Raw genomic sequence first — 16,544 nt, 5'->3', positions numbered from 1 at the left:
CGGACTCTACAGTTCGGCGTCGATGACGCGGTGCGGGCGTTCCTCGGCGCCGGCGAGGCTGCGCGGCGGGGGTGCCTCCCGGCGCGACGGCCGGCGGAACATGCGGTGCTCCTCCTTCGGCGGCCGGTCGTTGGCGATCAGCACCGCCAGCCAGGGGATGAGCACCATGCCGACACCGCAGAGCGGCAGCCACAGCCAGAGCAGCGGGGCCTGCACGCCGACCAGGACGGCGCCCCCGACCAGGCAGACCGCCCGGATGGACATCATCACGACGTACCGTCGCTGACGGCTGCTGAGCTGGTCGTCCTGGCTGCGCGGGGCGTCGGTGATCAGGATCGGCTCGTACGCCTGTCGCTTCACCACGGCCTCCTCGAGGGATTCGACCCATCCTGTCACCTCGCGGCCGGTGGCGGCGACAATCGACGCGACGGATTCCGTGTTACGCCCGTGGTACGCTCCGCGGAGTGGGCAGTCGGTTCAGCTTCACCGAGCAGGCACTGGCCAACCTGCGGGTCTACGGCGTCTTCCCGGGCGAGGTCTGGGAGGCGCTGCACAGCTCCCGCCGGGTCATCCGGCACTTGGGCGACGACGTGATGATCGTCCGGGGACGACGGCTGGCGGTGCTGCTCGCCGAGGCCGACGGGCTCGACAACGACTGGGACATCCTCTCCGCCCGCGACCTCAGTGACGTGGAGGCCAAACGCTACGAGGACGCCGTGCGGAGATCGCGCCGATGAGGAGGCCGGGACGATGAACCGCGACGACGCGACCAGGCAGTTCCACGAGGGTGGCGACCGGCTCGCCGAGCTGGTCGACGAGGGCCAGCCCGCCCGGCTGCCGACGCCGGACTCCGACGTGCCGATGGTCAGCCGCTCGGTCCGCCTGCCCCTGGAGACGTACGAACGGGTCCGGGCCGCGGCCGAGGCCCGGGGGCTCGGGGTCACCACGCTGATGCGGCAGTGGATCGAGGCCGGCCTGGCCGACCTGGACGACTCGGCGACGGTCTCCCTCGCCGACGTCCGGCGGGCCCTCGCCGCCCTCGCCCAGCCCACTGCCGCCTGACCCCACCCACCACCGGCTGACCCCAACGGTCGCCACCGGCCCGGATCGCCCGGTCGTCGGCTACGGTGGCGGGCCGTCCGGCCGGGGCCGCCGCCGTGCGCGCCGTCCCCGGCCGGGCGGGTTCGCCGGAGCCGGTTCAGCCCTTCGCCGCCCGGGCCGCCGCCTTCTGCTGCTGCTTGTACTCCCGGACCTGGCGCAACGACGCCTCGTCGGTGATGTCGGCCACCGACCGGTGCGCGTCCGCGTCGCCGTACCCGCCGGCCGCCTCCCGCCAGCCCGTCGGGTGGACGTCGAAACGCTTGCCCAGCAGGGCCAGGAAGATCTGCGCCTTCTGCCGGCCGAAACCGGGCAGGTCGGTGAGGCGGCGCAGCAGCTGCGCACCGTCGGCGGCGTCGGCCCAGATCCGGGCGGCGTCCCCGTCGTACCGTTCGACGAGCACCCGGCACACCTCCTGCACCCGGGCCGCCATCGCCTTCGGGAACCGGTGCAGGGCCGGCGGTCGGGCGAAGACCTCGACCAGCGCCTCCGGGTCGTACGCCGCCAGCTCCCGGGCGTCCGGCGTGTGCCCCAGCCGCTGGGCCAGCACGTACGGCGAGGTGAACGCCTTCTCCAGCGGGATCTGCTGGTCCAGGACCATGCCGACCAGCAGGGCCAGCGGATCGTCGTTGAGCAGCCGGTTGGCCTCGGGGTCGATGGGCAGCGAGAGCGTCATACGCCTCATCCTGCCGGGCCGGGCCGGCCGTCGCGACGTACCGGACCGGGATGCGACGAGACCGACGGTTCCCGCCGGATGTCGTGGGTGGTGCCGGCCCCGTCCCGGCGGACAGGCAGGATGACGAGGTGGACGAACACGACATGCTGCTCTCCCCCGCCGGGGTCGACCGGTTGCGCACCGCACTGACCAGCGCCGGTTTCACCGCCACCGGCGTCGCCGCCCGCCTCGGCCCGCAGGCCACCGCGGCGATGAGCCGCAACGACTACCGGGCCGCCCTGCGCGCGACCGAGGACCGGGACCCACTCGGCACGCTGATCCGCCTGTTCATCTGCGAGCAGACCGAGCCGGCGGGGCCGGTCGCCGACGCCCTCGCCCCGCTGACCGTGGCCGAGGCCCTCGACGCCGGGCTGGTCGAGCCGTACGGCGACGGCCTGCGCGCCGGCATCGATCTGGAGCCGTACGGGGACGACTGGTGGGTGCTCGCCGACCTGCCGGCCAGCGCCCGGCCGGGTCCGCTGCACGCCGAGCACGTGCTCGGGGTCGGCGGGGCGACGCAGACCCTGCTCGGCGCGACGGTCCGCCGGCCGGTGGAGACCGCCCTCGACCTCGGCACGGGGTCCGGTGTCCAGGCCCTGCACCTCTCCACCCACGCCCGCCGGGTCACCGCCACCGACCTCTCGACGCGGGCGCTGCGGTTCGCGGCCACCACCGCCGCGCTCAACGGGCTGGACTGGGAACTGCTCCGGGGTGACCTGGTCGCCCCGGTCGCCGGCCGCCGGTTCGACCTCGTGGTGAGCAATCCCCCGTTCGTGGTCGGACCGGGTACGACCACCCACGTCTACCGGGACTCCGGCCGGGTCGGCGACGCGGTCGGCGCCGAGCTGGCCGCCGCCGCCCCCGGGCTGCTCACCGAGGGTGGCACCATGCAGTACCTGGCGAACTGGGTGCACGTCACCGGCGAGGACTGGGGCGAACGGGTCACCGACTGGTTCGCCGACACCGGGCTCGACGCCTGGGTGGTCCAGCGCGAGGTGGCCGACCCGATGGCGTACGTGAACCTATGGCTGACCGACGTCGGTGAGACCCCGGACCCGCACCGGATGGCGGCCTGGTTGGACTGGTTCGACGCACACCGGGTGGAGGCGGTCGGCTTCGGCATCGTGAGCCTGCGCAACAGCGGCCACGACGACCCGGTGGTCCGGGTCGAGGACCTGCGGCAGCGGGTCGAAGCGCCGATGGGTGACCACGTCGCCGCCTGGTTCGACCGGCAGGACTGGCTGCGCGCCCACGACACCGAGGGGCTGCTGGCGCACCGGTTCCGGGCAGCCGAGGGGTTGCAGCTCCGGCAGGAGGCGACCATGGGTGACGAGGGCTGGGCGGTGGACCGGCAGGTGCTGGCCGCGCCGCACGGGCTGCGGTGGAGCGAGGAGATCGACCCGCTGGTGCTGGCCCTGGTCGGGGGCGCGGACGGCCGGCTGCCGCTGCGCGACCAGCTGGCCCTGCTGGCCGCCGCGCACGACGTCGCCACCGACGAGCTGGCCGAGGCGGCCGGTCCGATCGTGGCGCACCTGGTCGAGCGGGGCTTCGTGGAGCCGGTGACCGCCTGATGCGGGCGGTGGTGCAGACCGTCGGCCGGGCCAGCGTGACGGTGGACGGCGAGGTGGTCGGGGCGGTCACCGACGGTCTGCTGGTGCTGCTCGGGGTGACCCACGCGGACACTCCGGAGACTGCCCGGACGATGGCCCGGAAGATCCACGAGCTGCGCATCCTCGACGAGGAGCGGTCCGCGGCGGAGACCGGCGCACCGGTCCTGGTGGTCAGTCAGTTCACCCTGTACGGCGACGCCCGCAAGGGACGCCGTCCGAGCTGGACCGCAGCCGCTCCGGCCGAGGTGGCCGAACCCCTGGTCACCGAGGTCGTCGAGGCGCTCCGGTCGAGGGGCGCCACGGTCGCCACCGGTCGCTTCCGCGCCCACATGCTGGTCGAGAGCGTCAACGTCGGTCCCCGCACGATCCTCCTCGACCTCTGAGACCGGCTACGCCCGCCGAGAGGCGGGAACCGGGGCGCCGGCACGGATGGCGGGGTCACGCCACGGCATGGCCCCGCCATCGTTCCCTGTTCACCAGCGCGAACGGCGGCGGTAGAACCGTCGCATGCCTTCCCCCTCGTACCCCTTCGCCTCCGGCCGGCGGCGGTTGCTCGCCGCCGTCACGGCGGCCGGCCTGGTCGCCGTCGGCGTCGCCGTGGTCCGGCCTCCCACGGCGGCGGCCGGACCGGCCCCGGCCACGCCGGCCGCGACCCGGGAATCCCACACGGTCACCCTGATCACCGGTGACCGGGTCACGGTCACCACGTTCGCCGACGGCCGAGCCACCGCCGACGTGGACCGGCCGGACGGCGCCACCGGCGGTGTCCGCGTCCAGCAGACCCGCCGCCCGCAGCGAGGTGCGCAGCTTCGTCACGCTGCCGTTCATCGCCGTGCCGCCGGGCACCAACGCGGTCGAGTCGACGGCGGTGGGCCAGGGGGTGCGGTTCCGGGTGGTGGTGGACCGGGTGGCGCTCGCCGAACCCGGCGTGGTGGCCGAGACCCTGGAGTCGTTGCGCGACGGCGTCGAGGTGCGGGTGGTCGAGTCGCTGCCCATCAAGCTGATCCTGGCCGACGCGGAACTGGGCCTGGTGCCGTTGACCGCCACCGCCACCGGCGAGCCCGGTGCGGTGCTGCTGCACCGTACCGGGCTGCTGGCCGCGATGGACGCGCTGTTCGAGATCGTGTGGCGACACGCCCACCCGCTCACCGTGTCCGCCACGGGTGACCTGGCCGATCGACCCGAGGACAGCGGCGAGAGCCCCACCGACCTGGACCGACGCGTCCTGGGTCTGTTGCTGGCCGGGCTCACCGACCAGGTCGTCGCCGCCCAGCTGGGCCTGTCGTTGCGGACCCTGCAACGGCGGCTGCGGTACCTGATGGACCTCGCCGACGTGCAGACCCGGATGCAGCTCGGCTGGTATGCCGCCCGGCACGGATGGGTGTGAGCCGCGGCGGGCCGGCGGCGGACCGTCCCGCCGCCGTACGCCACGCCGCCCCGCCGGTGGTCGGAGGAATCAGAAGAAGAGGCCGCGACGCTGGAGGGACTGACGGAGCCAGCCGTCGAGCTGGGCGGTCCAGTCGGTCTGCTGAGCGGAGGCGTGGTCCACGGTGAACCGGCCGAACGCGTCCCGCCCCTCGGTGAACAGGCCGCCCCGCTTGTCGATCTCCAGGACGACCTGGATGTGCTGCGGGTTCGTGACGAACGTCAGTTCGAGCTGCTTGATCCCGCTGGCGTACTGCGGCGCGGGGTAGAACTCGATCTCCTGGTAGAACGGCAGGTGCTGCTGCACGCCGTAGATCCGGCCCCGCTCCACGTCGGCGCGGGAGAACCGGAAGCCCAGCCGCAGCAGCGCCTGGAGGATCTGCTCCTGGGCCGGCAGCGGGTGCACCGCCACCGCGTCCAGGTCGCCCTTGTCGACCGCCCGGGCCACCTCCAGCTCGGTACGCAGCCCCATCGTCATGCCGTGCAGGTGCTGCCCGTACAGCTGGGTGAGCGGGGTCTCCCACGGCACCTCGAAGCGGAACGGCACGTCGTAGCGCTGCCCGGCCTCCAGCCGGAACGCGCCGGTGACCTGCTGGCGGTGGAACTCCTGGGTGGTCTCGTACTCGCTGTCGCCGCTCTCCACCTCGACCCGGGTGACCAGTCCGAGCGCCAGGTACTCGATGTCCGTCGCGTGGTCCCCACCGAGCACCTGGATCCGCCCCTCCAGGTGTCCGCCCGGGCGGCAGTTGGGGTTGGCCAGCACCGTCTCGACCGACGGACCGCCCACACCCATCGCCTGCATGAGTTTCTTGAAGACCACACCGACCTCCGATAACTTTGTCGTGGCGGCCCGGCTGGCCGACCGCTGGCACCGTAACCGGCCAGCGCAAACACCGCCACACGTTCGTCTGCTGTTCCTGTCGGTTCCCCGATCGCCTCACTCCCGTTTCACGCGCCTGGCGGCAAGCTGTGTGTCACCGGCGCCACTGGCCCGGTACGCGCGAAGTTGACGCGGGGAGGCGACAGAGATGGTTCTGCAGATGAGCGAGCACCCGATGACCCCGGCCACGACCGACACCGACGACCACGCGTCCGTGGAGACCCTGGTGGACCTGGACGCCACCGACGAGCGCGGCACGTCGACCGACCTGGTTCGGGCGTACCTCAACGGCATCGGGCGGACCAAACTCCTCACCGCCGCGCAGGAGGTCGACCTCTCCAAGCGGATCGAGGCCGGGCTCTTCGCCGAGGAGAAGCTGAGCACCTGCACCCCGGTCTCCGCCCGGCTCCGGGCGGACCTGGAGGTCGTCGCGGCCGAGGGCCGCGCCGCCAAGGACCACCTGCTGGAGGCGAACCTGCGGCTGGTGGTCAGCATCGCCAAGCGGTACACCGGGCGGGGCATGGCCTTCCTCGACCTCATCCAGGAGGGCAACCTCGGCCTGATCCGCGCCGTCGAGAAGTTCGACTACACCAAGGGCTACAAGTTCTCCACCTACGCCACCTGGTGGATCCGCCAGGCCATCACCCGCGCCATGGCCGACCAGGCCCGCACCATCCGCATCCCGGTGCACATGGTCGAGCAGGTCAACCGGATGGTCCGGTCGCGCCGTGAGCTGGCGGTGTCGCTGGGTCGCGAGCCCACCGTCGCCGAGGTGGCCGTCGCTCTCGGTGTGCCGGAGTTCCAGGTCATCGAGCTGATCTCGTACGACCGGGAGCCGGTCAGCCTGGACCAGGCCGTCGGCGAGGACGGCGAGAGCGCCCTCGGCGACTTCGTCGCCGCCGTCGACCCCCGTCAGGAACCCGGCGACGAGATCGCCAACGGCCAGCTCCGCCAGGAGGTGCGGATCGTGCTGGCCACCCTCTCCCAGCGGGAGGAGGCGGTGATCCGGCTCCGGTTCGGCCTCGACGACGGCCGGCAGCGCACCCTCGACGAGGTCGGCCGGGAGTTCGGCCTCTCCCGGGAGCGGATCCGGCAGATCGAGAAGGTGACCCTGCTCAAGCTGCGCGACCCGGAGCGGGCACAGCGGCTGGAGGCGTACGCGAGCTGAACCGGCAAACACGAGGGCCTCGGCGGTTCGCCGGGGCCCTCGGCCGTGCAGGGGCGGAGAATGGCCGAGCGGGCGTCGATCGAGGGAGGCTGTCGTGAACTGGACGCTGGAGGTCGTGGTGGTGCCGGTCACCGACGTCGACCGGGCCCGGGACTTCTACGCCCGGCAGCTCGGATTCGCCGTCGACCACGACACCCGGATGGGCGACGACGTACGGATCGTCCAGTTGACCCCGCCCGGTTCGGGCTGTTCGGTGGTGATCGGCACCGGCGCCGTGCCCCGGATGCCGCCCGGCTTGCTCCGGGGGCTCCAGCTCGTCGTGCCGGACCTGCGTCGCGCTCACGCCGAGCTGACCGCGCGCGGGGTTCCGGTCAGTGAGATCCAGGTCGTCGGCGAGAATCCGCGTCCGGTGCCGGACCCGCTGGACAACGTCGGTTTCTTCTTCTTCGAGGACCCGGACGGCAACAGCTGGGCGGTGCAGCAGATCTCCAGCCGGGGGTGACCTCACGCGGGCTGGGGTGTTTGCAGGGGACCCCTGCTCATCCAAGACGCGAGGAGGGGTCCCCTGCAAACGCCTGATCTTGACCGCCGTGAGGTCAGATCCGACGGGGACCGGTGTCCGGGCGGGTGGCGGCGGCGCCGATCCGGACGGTGGCGTGCAGCACCGAGATGCCGCCGGCGCGGACCAGCACCGGGTTCAGGGTGAGCGCCCGGACCCGGGGCTGCTCGTCGGCGAGCCGGCCGACCCGGAGCAGCAGGTCGACCAGGGCGTCGAGGTCGACCGGCTCGGCCCCTCGGTAGCCGCGCAGCAGGGGTGCCGCGCGCGGCTCGTCGACCAGCTCACGGGCGTCCCGGTCGGTGAGCGGCACCGCCCGCCAGGCCCGGTCACCGAGCAGCTCGGTGGCGACCCCGCCCAGCCCGAACCCGACCACCGGCCCGAACGTCGGGTCCTCCACCAGCTCCACCACACACGCCACCCCGGGCGGGACCATCGCCTGGACCAGGGCGTCCGCGCCGAAGACCGCCGCCATCTCGTCGTACGCCCGGCGCACCGCGACCGGGTCGCCCAGGTCGAGGCGGACCGCGCCGAGGTCGAGGCGGTGCCGCAGCCCGGCGGCCGCCGCCTTCAGCGCCACCGGCACGCCGAGCCGCCCGGCGGCCTCGACGGCCTCGTCGGCGGAGCGCACCGGTACCGAGTCGACCACCTCGACGCCGTACGCGGCGAGCAGGCGGTTGGCCTGGTCGGGGCCGTCGGCGCGGATCGCCGCCTCGGCCGCGACGGCGTCGACGTCGGGCAGTTCGGGCAGGGTGCCCGGTGGCCGGCGCAGCCAGTCCGCGTACGTGGTGACCCGGGTCAGTGCCCGGACCGCCTCCTCCACCCCGGAGTACGCCGGCACGTCGGCGGGGAGCCCGCCGGCCAGGAAGGTCGCCACCACCGGCTTCCCCGCGTCCAGCACACCGGAGAGCGCGGCGGCGAAGTCCGCGTCGCTGTCGGCGAGCTGCCCCGGCAGCGGCGGGGCGAAGGCCGCGACCAGCGCGTCGACCCGCTCGTCGGCGGCGGTACGGGTCAGGGCCATGGCGAACTCGCTCGCCCCTGCCTGCGGTCCGACGTCGAGGGGATAGCCGACAGCGACGTCGAGCCCGTGCGCCGCGCAGGCGGTGGCGGCGAGCACGGTCAGCGCGGAGGAGTTGCCGACCACGCCGACCCGCCGGCCGGCGGGCAGCGGCTGCTTGGCCAGCAGCACCCCGACGTCGAGGAGTTCGGCCACGGTGTCGACCCGGATCACGCCGGACTGGGCGAAGAGCGCGCTGACCGCCACCTCGTCCGGGCCGCCGGGCAGGGCGGCGGGGCGGGCCGGGGAGGCGAGCGCCACCACCGGCTTGGCCCGGCCGATCCGCCGGGTCAGCCGGGCGAACTTGCGCGGGTTCCCGAAGGTCTCCAGGTAGAGCATGATCACGTCGGTGCCCGGGTCGTCCTGCCAGTACTGGAGCAGGTCGTTGCCGGAGATGTCGGCCCGGTTGCCGGCGGAGACGAAGCTGGACAGCCCCAGGCCACGCCGGTCCGCCTCGGCGAGCAGGGCCACCCCGAACGCGCCGGACTGGCTGAAGAAGCCGACCCGACCGGCCGGCGGCAGGCCCGGGGCGAGGGTGGCGTTGAGGCGTACCGCCGGGTCGGTGTTGGCGATGCCCAGGCAGTTCGGGCCGATGACCCGCATCCCCGCGGCGTGTGCCTGGCGGACCAGGGCCCGCTGCGCCGCCGCACCCTCCGCGCCGGCCTCGGCGAACCCGGCGGAGATCACCACCAGTCCGTGCGCCCCTGCGGCTGCCGCGTCGGCCACCACGGCCGGCACCGCCTCCGGGGCGACCGCGACGACCGCCAGGTCCACCGGTGCCCCGGCGGCGACCGCCGACGGGTACGCCGGCAGCCCGGCGACCGTGGCCGCGCTCGGGTGCACCGGAACGACCACCCCGGCGAAACCGAAGTCCCGCAGGTGCCCGAGCAGCGCCGCGCCGACGCCCTGCCCGGTGGCGCTGGCACCGTAGACGGCCACCCCGCGCGGGGCGAGCAGCCGGGCGATCGACCGGGCCTCGGTGCGCTGCTCGCGGCCCCGCTGCACCTGGAGGGTCTGCTCGGTCGGGGCGATCGGGAAGCTGAGGTGCACCACCCCGTCGGCGAACTGCCGCTGGACCTGGTACCCGAAGTCGGCGAAGACCCGCAGCATCGCCCCGTTGGCCGGAAGCACCTCGGCGACGAAGGAGGTGATGCCGGCGCGCCGGGCCGCGTCGGCGAGGTGCTCCAGCAGCACCGAGCCGATACCCCGGCCCTGGTAGGCGTCCTCCACCACGAACGCCACCTCGGCGTCGGGTGAGCCGGGGCCGAGCCGCTCGTACCGGCCGACCGCGACGATCAGGGCGCCGGCCAGCACCACGAACGCCTCCCGGTCGTGGTGGTCGACGTACACGAACCGGTGCAGGTCCCGCTCCGGGATGCGCGGGTACGGGGAGAAGTAGCGCAGGTAGCGGGTGCGCTCGGAGAATCGGGAGTGCATCGCCACGATGCCCGGCGCGTCGTCCGGGTGGATCGGCCGCAGCTGGACGGTCGTACCGTCGCTGAGCAGCACGTCCACCGGCGGGTCCACCGTGGTCACGTCCGGTACCTCCCCGGCTGGTTCACCTCTCGCGGTCGCACGCCCGGTCGCGCGGGTCGCGCGGTCAGTCTCTCGGGTCGTGCGGGTCGAGCCCGAACAGCGGGAAGACCGACCGGCGGGTGGCGGCGATGGCCCGGTCCACCGCGTCGGGCTCGCCGGTGGGCTGCCACGGCTCGTGCGCCGGGTCCACGCCGTCGCCCATCCGCAGCGGCACCTCCCGGCCGGGGCGGCGGGCGGCGGCCAGTGCCCGCCAGGCCGGCGGGGTGAGGGTGGCCGGGTCGACGGGCTCGCCGGTGGCCACCGCGAGCAGGTGGGTCCAGGCCCGGGGCACCACCTCGACCAGGGCGTAACCCCCACCGCCGGTGGCCACCCAGCGTCCGTCGCACAGCTCGTCGGCGAGCGACCGCAGGGCCAGGTAGGTGGCCCGTTGCCCGTCGACGCTGAGCCGGAGGTCGGCCAGGGGGTCGAGCCGGTGCCCGTCCGCACCGCACTGGGTGACCAGCACCTGGGGGCGGAACGCGCGCAGCACCGACGGCACGACCGCGTGGAACGCCCGCTGCCAGCCGGCGTCGTCGGTGCCCGGCGGCAGCGGCAGGTTCACCGCGCTACCCGGTGCCGCCGGGCCACCCGTCTCGTCCGGGAACCCGGTGCCGGGGAAGAGCGCGAGGGGACTCTCGTGCAGGCTGACCGTCAGCACCCGGGGCTCGTCCCAGAAGATCTGCTGCACCCCGTCACCGTGGTGCACGTCCACGTCGACGTAGGCGATCCGCTCCGCACCGAGGTCGAGCAGGCGGGCGATGGCCACCGCCGGGTCGTTGTAGACGCAGAAGCCGGCGGCCCGTCCGGCCATGGCGTGGTGCAGCCCGCCGGCCACGCTGACCGCCCGCCGGGCCTCGCCGCGCCAGACCGCCTCGGCGGCGGCCACGGTCGCGCCGGCCACCAGCGCGCTGGACTCGTGCATGCCCTCGAAGACCGGATTGTCCGAGGTGCCCAGGCCGTAGCCCGAGAAGAACGGGTCGTGCGGGGCCGCCCGGACCGCGTCCAGGTAGTCCGCGCGGTGCACCCGGGTCAGCAGGGCCTCGTCCGCCGGCGCGGGCCGGACCAGGCGTACCCCGGGCCGGTCGAGCACCCCCAGTTCGCGGGCGAGCGCGACGGTCAGCTCCACCCGTACCGGATCGAGGGGATGGTCACCGAGGTCGTAGGCGAGCAGCGCCTCGTCCCAGACCACCACCGTGTCGTCGGCCATGCGGCTCATCGTCGCACGCGGGCGGAGCCCGCCCCACCGTGCGGGGCGGGCTCCGCCGCCGCCGGACCAGGCCGGTCAGCGTTCCGGGTGCGTCCGACAGGGCCGGTCAGCGTTCCGGCTACGCCCCGGTGGCCACCGGCCGGTCCGGGTCGGCCACCCAGCCGCTCCACGAGCCGACGTAGAGGGCCGCGTCGGGCCAGCCGGCGAGGTGCAGCGCGAGCACCGTCTGCGCGGCGGTCACCCCGGATCCGCAGTACGCCCCGACCGGCTGGCCGTCGGTGACCCCGGCGGCGGCGAACCGGTCCCGCAGCGTGGCGGCGGAGGCGAAGCGCCCCTCGGTGACGTACTCCGGGGCGGGCAGGTTCGCCGCGCCGGGGATGTGCCCGGCCACCGGGTCGATCGGCTCCGCCTCGCCCCGGTAGCGCGGGGCGGCCCGGACGTCGAGCAGTACCGCCGCGTCGGCGGCGGCGAGTCGGGCGGCGGCGTCGGCGTCGAGCACCGGCAGCCCGCCGGGATGAACGGTGACGTCCCCGGGCGTGGGAGCGGGGACATCGGTGTCGACCGGCAGGCCGGCGGCCGCCCAGGCCGGGAAGCCTCCGTGCAGCAGCCGGACCGGGCGGTGTCCGGCCCAGCGCAGCGTCCACCAGGCGCGCGCGGCGGCCATCCCGTCACCGCCGTCGTACACCACCACCGGGTGCCCCTGCCGGACGCCCGCGCGGCGCAGCGCCGCCTGGAGCGCGACCGGGTCGGGCAGCGGGTGCCGCCCGGCGGAGCCGGGCGGGCCGCAGAGCTCGGTGTCCAGGTCGACGAAGACCGCACCGGGCAGGTGACCGGCGGCATAGTCGTCCCGACCGGGCGGGCCGGCGAGCCGCCAGCGGACGTCGAGCAGGGTGGGCGGGTGGCCCTGACCGATCTCGACGGCCAGTTCCACCGCCTCGACCAGTAGATCATCGGTACCGGACATGGCGTCCAGTTAACCCCATCGCACCGTCCTGACCGGCGGTTCGCCAGCGGCCGTCGGCCGGTCAGCGGGGTAGCATCGGTGGTCGGGAGGACCTGCGACGTGAAACATGATCTGGTCGACACGACCGAGATGTACCTGCGCACCATCCTCGAACTTGAGGAGGAGGGGGTGCCGCCGCTACGCGCCCGCATCGCCGAGCGGCTCCGGCAGAGCGGTCCGACCGTCAGCCAGACCGTCGCCCGGATGGAACGGGACGGTTTGCTCACCGTCGAGGGCGACCGGCACCTCGCGCTGACCTCGTCGGGGCGCAGCACGGCGGTCTCGGTGATGCGCAAGCACCGTCTCGCCGAGCTGCTGCTGGTCAACGTGATCGGGATGCCCTACGAGGAGGCCCACGAGGAGGCCTGCCGGTGGGAGCACGTGATGAGCGACGCGGTGGAGAAGCGGGTGTACGACCTGCTCAACCGGCCGACCCGGTCCCCGTACGGCAACCCCATCCCGGGGCTTGAGGAGCTGGGCACACCGGAGCAGCCGCCCACCGAGGCGGCCGACGGTGAACGCAATCTGGCCTTCCCCGGTCTCGTCGGCACGGTGACCGTGCGCCGGATCTGCGAGAGCGTGCAGACCGACGCGGACGTACTGCGCCAACTGCACGCCGCCGGGGTGGACCCTGGTGCCACCGTGACCGTCGCCCAGGAACGGGACTCGGTCACCATCGACCGCTCGGGCGAGAAGATCCGTCTCCCCCGCGAGGTCGCCTCCCGGGTGTTCGTCGCCGCCGGCTGAACCGCCGGTCCTGGCATCGCCGGTGCCGCGCCGGGCGGCCGTCGCCGTCCGGCTCAGTCGGTGACGTACGGGCAGTGCCGGCAGCCGCGCCCGCAGCAGGTGCCGCGCCGGGCGAGGAACCCGGCGGTGAGCACGAAGAGCCCGGTCGACGGATCGGGATAGCCGGCCTCACCGGCGGCCAGCGCGGCGGCGTGCGCGGCGAGGACCCGCTCCCGGTCCGGGTGCTCCGGCGCAAGGCGTGACGGATGCGGCTCGGTCAATGCCCGCGCCGCCAACGGCAGCCGTTTCCCGGTCACGGCTGGCGCCGGGGGTCGGAACGCCGCACCATGCCGGTCATGCTCCTTCGGTCCAGTACTTCCGCAGGCTACCGACAGCCGCGTCCCGGCTCATCGCCGTGACCTTACCCTCGGTCAGCCCGACGCGGGTGGCGAGCAGACGAATCGACGGCATGCTCTCCGAGCTCTCGTCTCCCCACTCGCCTGCCAACGGCAAGGGTGCCTCCCACCAACGGGGAGGCACCCTTGCGGCGCGTGCTCTCAGCTAGGCAGTTCGGGTCTCAGGACCCGATCACCGGACGTGCCGACGCTCAGCTGCAGCCGCTGGTGGAGCCGCAACCCTCGCAGACGTAGCAGCTTCCGGCGGGGCGCATCTTCGTACCGCAGGTGAAGCAGAGCGGTGCGTCGGCGGCCTTGCCGATCACGGCCTCCAGCAGCTCGGTGGACGAACCGGCCGGCACCGCCGGCTTGGCGACGGCCGCGACGGCCGGCTCGGCCGCCGGTTCCGGCTTCGACTCGACCGGGGCGGAGGCGGCCATCGCGGCGAGGTCCGCGCCGCCCTCGGCCGCCTCCGCCTCGGCCCGCATCTGGGCGGTCCGCTCGGCGGCGGTGAAGATGCCCAGCTCGGCACGGGTCTCGTAGGGCAGGAAGTCCAGCGCCAGGCGACGGAAGATGTAGTCCATCACCGAGGCGGCGATCCGGACGTCCGGGTCGTCGGTCATCCCGGCCGGCTCGAACCGCATGTTGGTGAACTTGCTGACGTACGTCTCCAGCGGCACGCCGTACTGGAGGCCGATGGAGATGGCCACCGAGAAGGCGTCCATCACGCCGGCCAGCGTGGAGCCCTGCTTGGACATCTTGAGGAAGACCTCGCCCAGGCCGTCGTCCGGGTACGACGAGGCGGTGAGGTACCCCTCGGCACCGCCGACGGAGAAGCTGACCGTCTGGGACGGGCGCTTCTTCGGCAGCCGCTTGCGCACCGGGCGGTACTCGACGACCCGCTCCACGGTCTTCTCGACCGCGGCCGGGGCCGTCTCGGTGCCCTTGTTCGGCTTGGCCACCGAGAGCGGCTGGCCGACCTTGCAGTTGTCCCGGTAGATCGCCAGCGCCTTCAGGCCGAGCTTCCAGCCCTCGAAGTAGATCTTCTCGACGTCCTCGACGGTGGCCGCCTCCGGCATGTTCACCGTCTTGGAGATCGCGCCGGAGATGAACGGCTGGACGGCCGCCATCATCCGCACGTGTCCCATCGGGGCGATCGAACGCTCGCCCATCGCGCAGTCGAAGACCGGGTAGTGCTCCGGCTTGAGGCCGGGGGCGTCCACCACGTGGCCGTGGTCGGCGATGTGCTCGACGATCGCCTCGACCTGCTCCTCCGGGTAGCCGAGGCTGCGCAGCGCGCGGGGCACGGTCTGGTTGACGATCTGCATCGAACCGCCGCCGACCAGCTTCTTGAACTTGACCAGCGCCAGGTCGGGCTCGACACCGGTGGTGTCGCAGTCCATCATCAGGCCGATGGTGCCGGTGGGGGCGAGCACGCTGGCCTGCGCGTTCCGCCAGCCGTTCCGGTCGCCGACCTTGTTGCCCTGGGTCCACTGCCGGGTCGCCTCGCGGACGATCGAGGTGGCGACGGTCCCGCTCGGCTTGATCTCGTCGTTGGCCGCGGCGTGCTTGCGCATGACCCGCTTGTGCGGCTCGGCGTTACGGGCGTAGCCGTCGTACGGGCCGACGATGCCGGCCAGCTCGGCCGAGCGGCGGTACGCCGTGCCGGTCATCAGCGAGGTGATCGCGGCGGCGAGCGAGCGCCCCTGCTCCGAGTCGTACGGCATGCCGGAGGCCATCAGCAGGGCGCCGAGGTTGGCGTACCCGATGCCGAGCTGGCGGTAGGCGCGGGTGGTCTCACCGATCTTCTCGGTGGGGAAGTCGGCGAAGCAGATCGAGATGTCCATCGCGGTGATGACGAATTCGACCGACCGGACGAACTTCTCCACCTCGAAGCCGCCGTCGGCGCGGAGGAACTTCATCAGGTTGAGCGAGGCCAGGTTGCAGGAGGAGTTGTCCAGGTGCAGGTACTCCGAGCACGGGTTCGAGGCGGTGATCCGCCCGGTCTCCGGGCAGGTGTGCCAGTCGTTGATCGTGTCGTCGTACTGCAGGCCCGGGTCGGCGCACTCCCAGGCGGCCTGGGAGATGGCGCGGAAGAGCTTCTTCGCCTCGATCGTCTCGATGGTCGCCCCGTCGAGCCGGCCGCGCAGGTCGAACCCGCCGTCGTTCTCCACCGCCGTCATGAACTCGTCGGAGACCCGGACCGAGTTGTTGGCGTTCTGGTACTGCACGCTGACGATGTCCGCGCCACCCAGGTCCATGTCGAAGCCGGCGTCCCGCAGCGCGCGGACCTTGTCCTCCTCGCGCGCCTTGGTGACCACGAACTCCTGGATGTCCGGGTGGTCCACGTCGAGGATGACCATCTTGGCCGCGCGCCGGGTGGCCCCACCGGACTTGATCGTCCCGGCCGAGGCGTCCGCGCCGCGCATGAAGCTGACCGGGCCGGAGGCGTTGCCACCGGAGGAGAGCAGTTCCCGGGAGGAGCGGATCCGGGAGAGGTTCACCCCGGAGCCGGAGCCGCCCTTGAAGATCAGCCCCTCCTCCTTGTACCAGTCGAGGATCGAGTCCATCGAGTCGTCGACGGCCAGGATGAAGCAGGCGCTGACCTGCTGCGGCGACGGCGTGCCGACGTTGAACCAGACCGGCGAGTTGAAGCTGAACACCTGGTGCAGCAGCATCCAGGTCAGCTCGTGGGCGAAGACCTCGGCGTCGGCCGGGCTCGCGAAGTAGCCGTACTTCTCACCGGCCGCCCGGTAGGTGCCGACCACCCGGTCGATGAGCTGCTTGAGCGACCACTCCCGCTCCGGGGTGCCCACCGCGCCCCGGAAGTACTTGGTGGTCACGATGTTGGCCGCGTTGACGCTCCAGGACTCCGGGTACTCCACCCCGCGCTGCTCGAAGTTGATCGAGCCGTCCCGCCAGTTCGTCATCACGACGTCCCGGCGCTCCCAGGACACCTCGTCGTACGGGTGCACCCCCTCGGTGGTCCACACCCGCTCGACCTTCAGCCCGGTGACCGCAGCACCGTTCTTCGCCGCCCGCGTCCGACTGGCTGTCACGCCGTCCCCCGCCATCTCATCCGCCCCCTCGTCTGCGCGGCCACCCGACCGCGCGTCGTCACTTACCCGT

The 16,544-nt window shown here is 73.3% G+C and carries 17 protein-coding genes; 8 read left to right on the top strand and 9 right to left on the bottom strand.

Annotated features, from left to right (window positions below; genetic code table 11):
- Window positions 1-6: 6 nt before the first annotated feature.
- Window positions 7-360 (bottom strand): DUF3099 domain-containing protein, encoded by a 354-nt coding sequence (locus tag ACIBJE_RS01235; protein WP_396741510.1) that lies wholly within the window; start codon window positions 358-360, stop codon window positions 7-9.
- Window positions 361-464: 104 nt separating this feature from the next.
- On the opposite strand from ACIBJE_RS01235, the gene ACIBJE_RS01230 reads away from it, so the two are divergent.
- Both ACIBJE_RS01230 and ACIBJE_RS01225 read left to right on the top strand, forming a co-directional pair.
- Window positions 465-737 carry a hypothetical protein gene (locus tag ACIBJE_RS01230; RefSeq protein WP_396741508.1) on the top strand — a complete coding sequence of 91 codons (273 nt, stop codon included), beginning with the start codon at window positions 465-467 and terminating at the stop codon, window positions 735-737.
- A 13-nt stretch (window positions 738-750) separates the two neighbouring features.
- The gene (locus tag ACIBJE_RS01225; protein WP_396741506.1) at window positions 751-1,062 is read left to right on the top strand and encodes a hypothetical protein; all 312 of its coding nucleotides are present in this window, start codon (window positions 751-753) and stop codon (window positions 1,060-1,062) included.
- A 136-nt stretch (window positions 1,063-1,198) separates the two neighbouring features.
- On the opposite strand, the gene ACIBJE_RS01220 is transcribed toward ACIBJE_RS01225, so the two are convergent.
- Complete coding sequence (locus ACIBJE_RS01220; protein ID WP_396741504.1) at window positions 1,199-1,783, bottom strand: HhH-GPD-type base excision DNA repair protein; 585 nt, start codon at window positions 1,781-1,783, stop codon at window positions 1,199-1,201.
- A 119-nt stretch (window positions 1,784-1,902) separates the two neighbouring features.
- Between ACIBJE_RS01220 and ACIBJE_RS01215 the strand changes: the two genes are divergently transcribed.
- Both ACIBJE_RS01215 and dtd read left to right on the top strand, forming a co-directional pair.
- Window positions 1,903-3,384, top strand: a complete 1,482-nt coding sequence (locus ACIBJE_RS01215; protein ID WP_396741502.1) for a methyltransferase — start codon at window positions 1,903-1,905, stop codon at window positions 3,382-3,384.
- Window positions 3,384-3,806, top strand: a complete 423-nt coding sequence (gene dtd / locus ACIBJE_RS01210; protein ID WP_396741500.1) for a D-aminoacyl-tRNA deacylase — start codon at window positions 3,384-3,386, stop codon at window positions 3,804-3,806. The genes ACIBJE_RS01215 and dtd overlap by 1 nt, the downstream gene beginning before the upstream one ends.
- A gap of 90 nt (window positions 3,807-3,896) precedes the next feature.
- On the opposite strand, the gene ACIBJE_RS01205 is transcribed toward dtd, so the two are convergent.
- Window positions 3,897-4,097 (bottom strand): hypothetical protein, encoded by a 201-nt coding sequence (locus ACIBJE_RS01205; protein ID WP_396741499.1) that lies wholly within the window; start codon window positions 4,095-4,097, stop codon window positions 3,897-3,899.
- Between the two features lie 89 nt (window positions 4,098-4,186).
- Here ACIBJE_RS01205 and ACIBJE_RS01200 point away from each other — a divergent pair, with 89 nt between their 5' ends.
- Window positions 4,187-4,810, top strand: a complete 624-nt coding sequence (locus tag ACIBJE_RS01200) for a helix-turn-helix transcriptional regulator (RefSeq protein ID WP_396741497.1) — start codon at window positions 4,187-4,189, stop codon at window positions 4,808-4,810.
- 69 nt (window positions 4,811-4,879) lie between these two features.
- On the opposite strand, the gene ACIBJE_RS01195 is transcribed toward ACIBJE_RS01200, so the two are convergent.
- On the bottom strand, window positions 4,880-5,668 hold the full coding sequence (locus ACIBJE_RS01195; protein ID WP_396741495.1) for a sporulation protein: 789 nt from the start codon (window positions 5,666-5,668) through the stop codon (window positions 4,880-4,882).
- Between the two features lie 220 nt (window positions 5,669-5,888).
- On the opposite strand from ACIBJE_RS01195, the gene sigB reads away from it, so the two are divergent.
- Together sigB and ACIBJE_RS01185 are read left to right on the top strand one after the other, a co-directional pair.
- Window positions 5,889-6,896 (top strand): RNA polymerase sigma factor SigB, encoded by a 1,008-nt coding sequence (gene sigB / locus ACIBJE_RS01190; protein ID WP_396741493.1) that lies wholly within the window; start codon window positions 5,889-5,891, stop codon window positions 6,894-6,896.
- Between the two features lie 94 nt (window positions 6,897-6,990).
- Window positions 6,991-7,398: a VOC family protein gene (locus ACIBJE_RS01185; RefSeq protein WP_396741491.1), complete on the top strand. Its 408-nt coding sequence runs from the start codon at window positions 6,991-6,993 to the stop codon at window positions 7,396-7,398.
- Window positions 7,399-7,492: 94 nt separating this feature from the next.
- On the opposite strand, the gene ACIBJE_RS01180 is transcribed toward ACIBJE_RS01185, so the two are convergent.
- The 3 genes from ACIBJE_RS01180 to ACIBJE_RS01170 form a co-directional block, all read right to left on the bottom strand.
- Window positions 7,493-10,045 carry a GNAT family N-acetyltransferase gene (locus ACIBJE_RS01180; RefSeq protein WP_396741489.1) on the bottom strand — a complete coding sequence of 851 codons (2,553 nt, stop codon included), beginning with the start codon at window positions 10,043-10,045 and terminating at the stop codon, window positions 7,493-7,495.
- A gap of 64 nt (window positions 10,046-10,109) precedes the next feature.
- Window positions 10,110-11,291: an acetoin utilization protein AcuC gene (locus tag ACIBJE_RS01175; RefSeq protein WP_396741487.1), complete on the bottom strand. Its 1,182-nt coding sequence runs from the start codon at window positions 11,289-11,291 to the stop codon at window positions 10,110-10,112.
- Between the two features lie 118 nt (window positions 11,292-11,409).
- A complete protein-coding gene (locus ACIBJE_RS01170; protein ID WP_396741485.1) occupies window positions 11,410-12,255 on the bottom strand; it encodes a sulfurtransferase in 846 nt (281 codons plus the stop codon).
- A gap of 99 nt (window positions 12,256-12,354) precedes the next feature.
- On the opposite strand from ACIBJE_RS01170, the gene ACIBJE_RS01165 reads away from it, so the two are divergent.
- Window positions 12,355-13,041: a metal-dependent transcriptional regulator gene (locus tag ACIBJE_RS01165; protein WP_396741483.1), complete on the top strand. Its 687-nt coding sequence runs from the start codon at window positions 12,355-12,357 to the stop codon at window positions 13,039-13,041.
- Between the two features lie 53 nt (window positions 13,042-13,094).
- On the opposite strand, the gene ACIBJE_RS01160 is transcribed toward ACIBJE_RS01165, so the two are convergent.
- On the bottom strand, window positions 13,095-13,337 hold the full coding sequence (locus ACIBJE_RS01160; protein ID WP_396741481.1) for a DUF5522 domain-containing protein: 243 nt from the start codon (window positions 13,335-13,337) through the stop codon (window positions 13,095-13,097).
- 290 nt (window positions 13,338-13,627) lie between these two features.
- Entirely contained in the window at window positions 13,628-16,489 is a 2,862-nt protein-coding gene (locus tag ACIBJE_RS01155) for a vitamin B12-dependent ribonucleotide reductase (protein ID WP_396741479.1), read from the bottom strand.
- Window positions 16,490-16,544 lie beyond the last annotated feature (55 nt).

The organism is Micromonospora sp. NPDC050187 (assembly GCF_044459745.1).
In the GTDB taxonomy this organism is placed as follows: domain Bacteria; phylum Actinomycetota; class Actinomycetes; order Mycobacteriales; family Micromonosporaceae; genus Micromonospora.
This window is presented reverse-complemented; position numbering and strand designations above follow the sequence as displayed.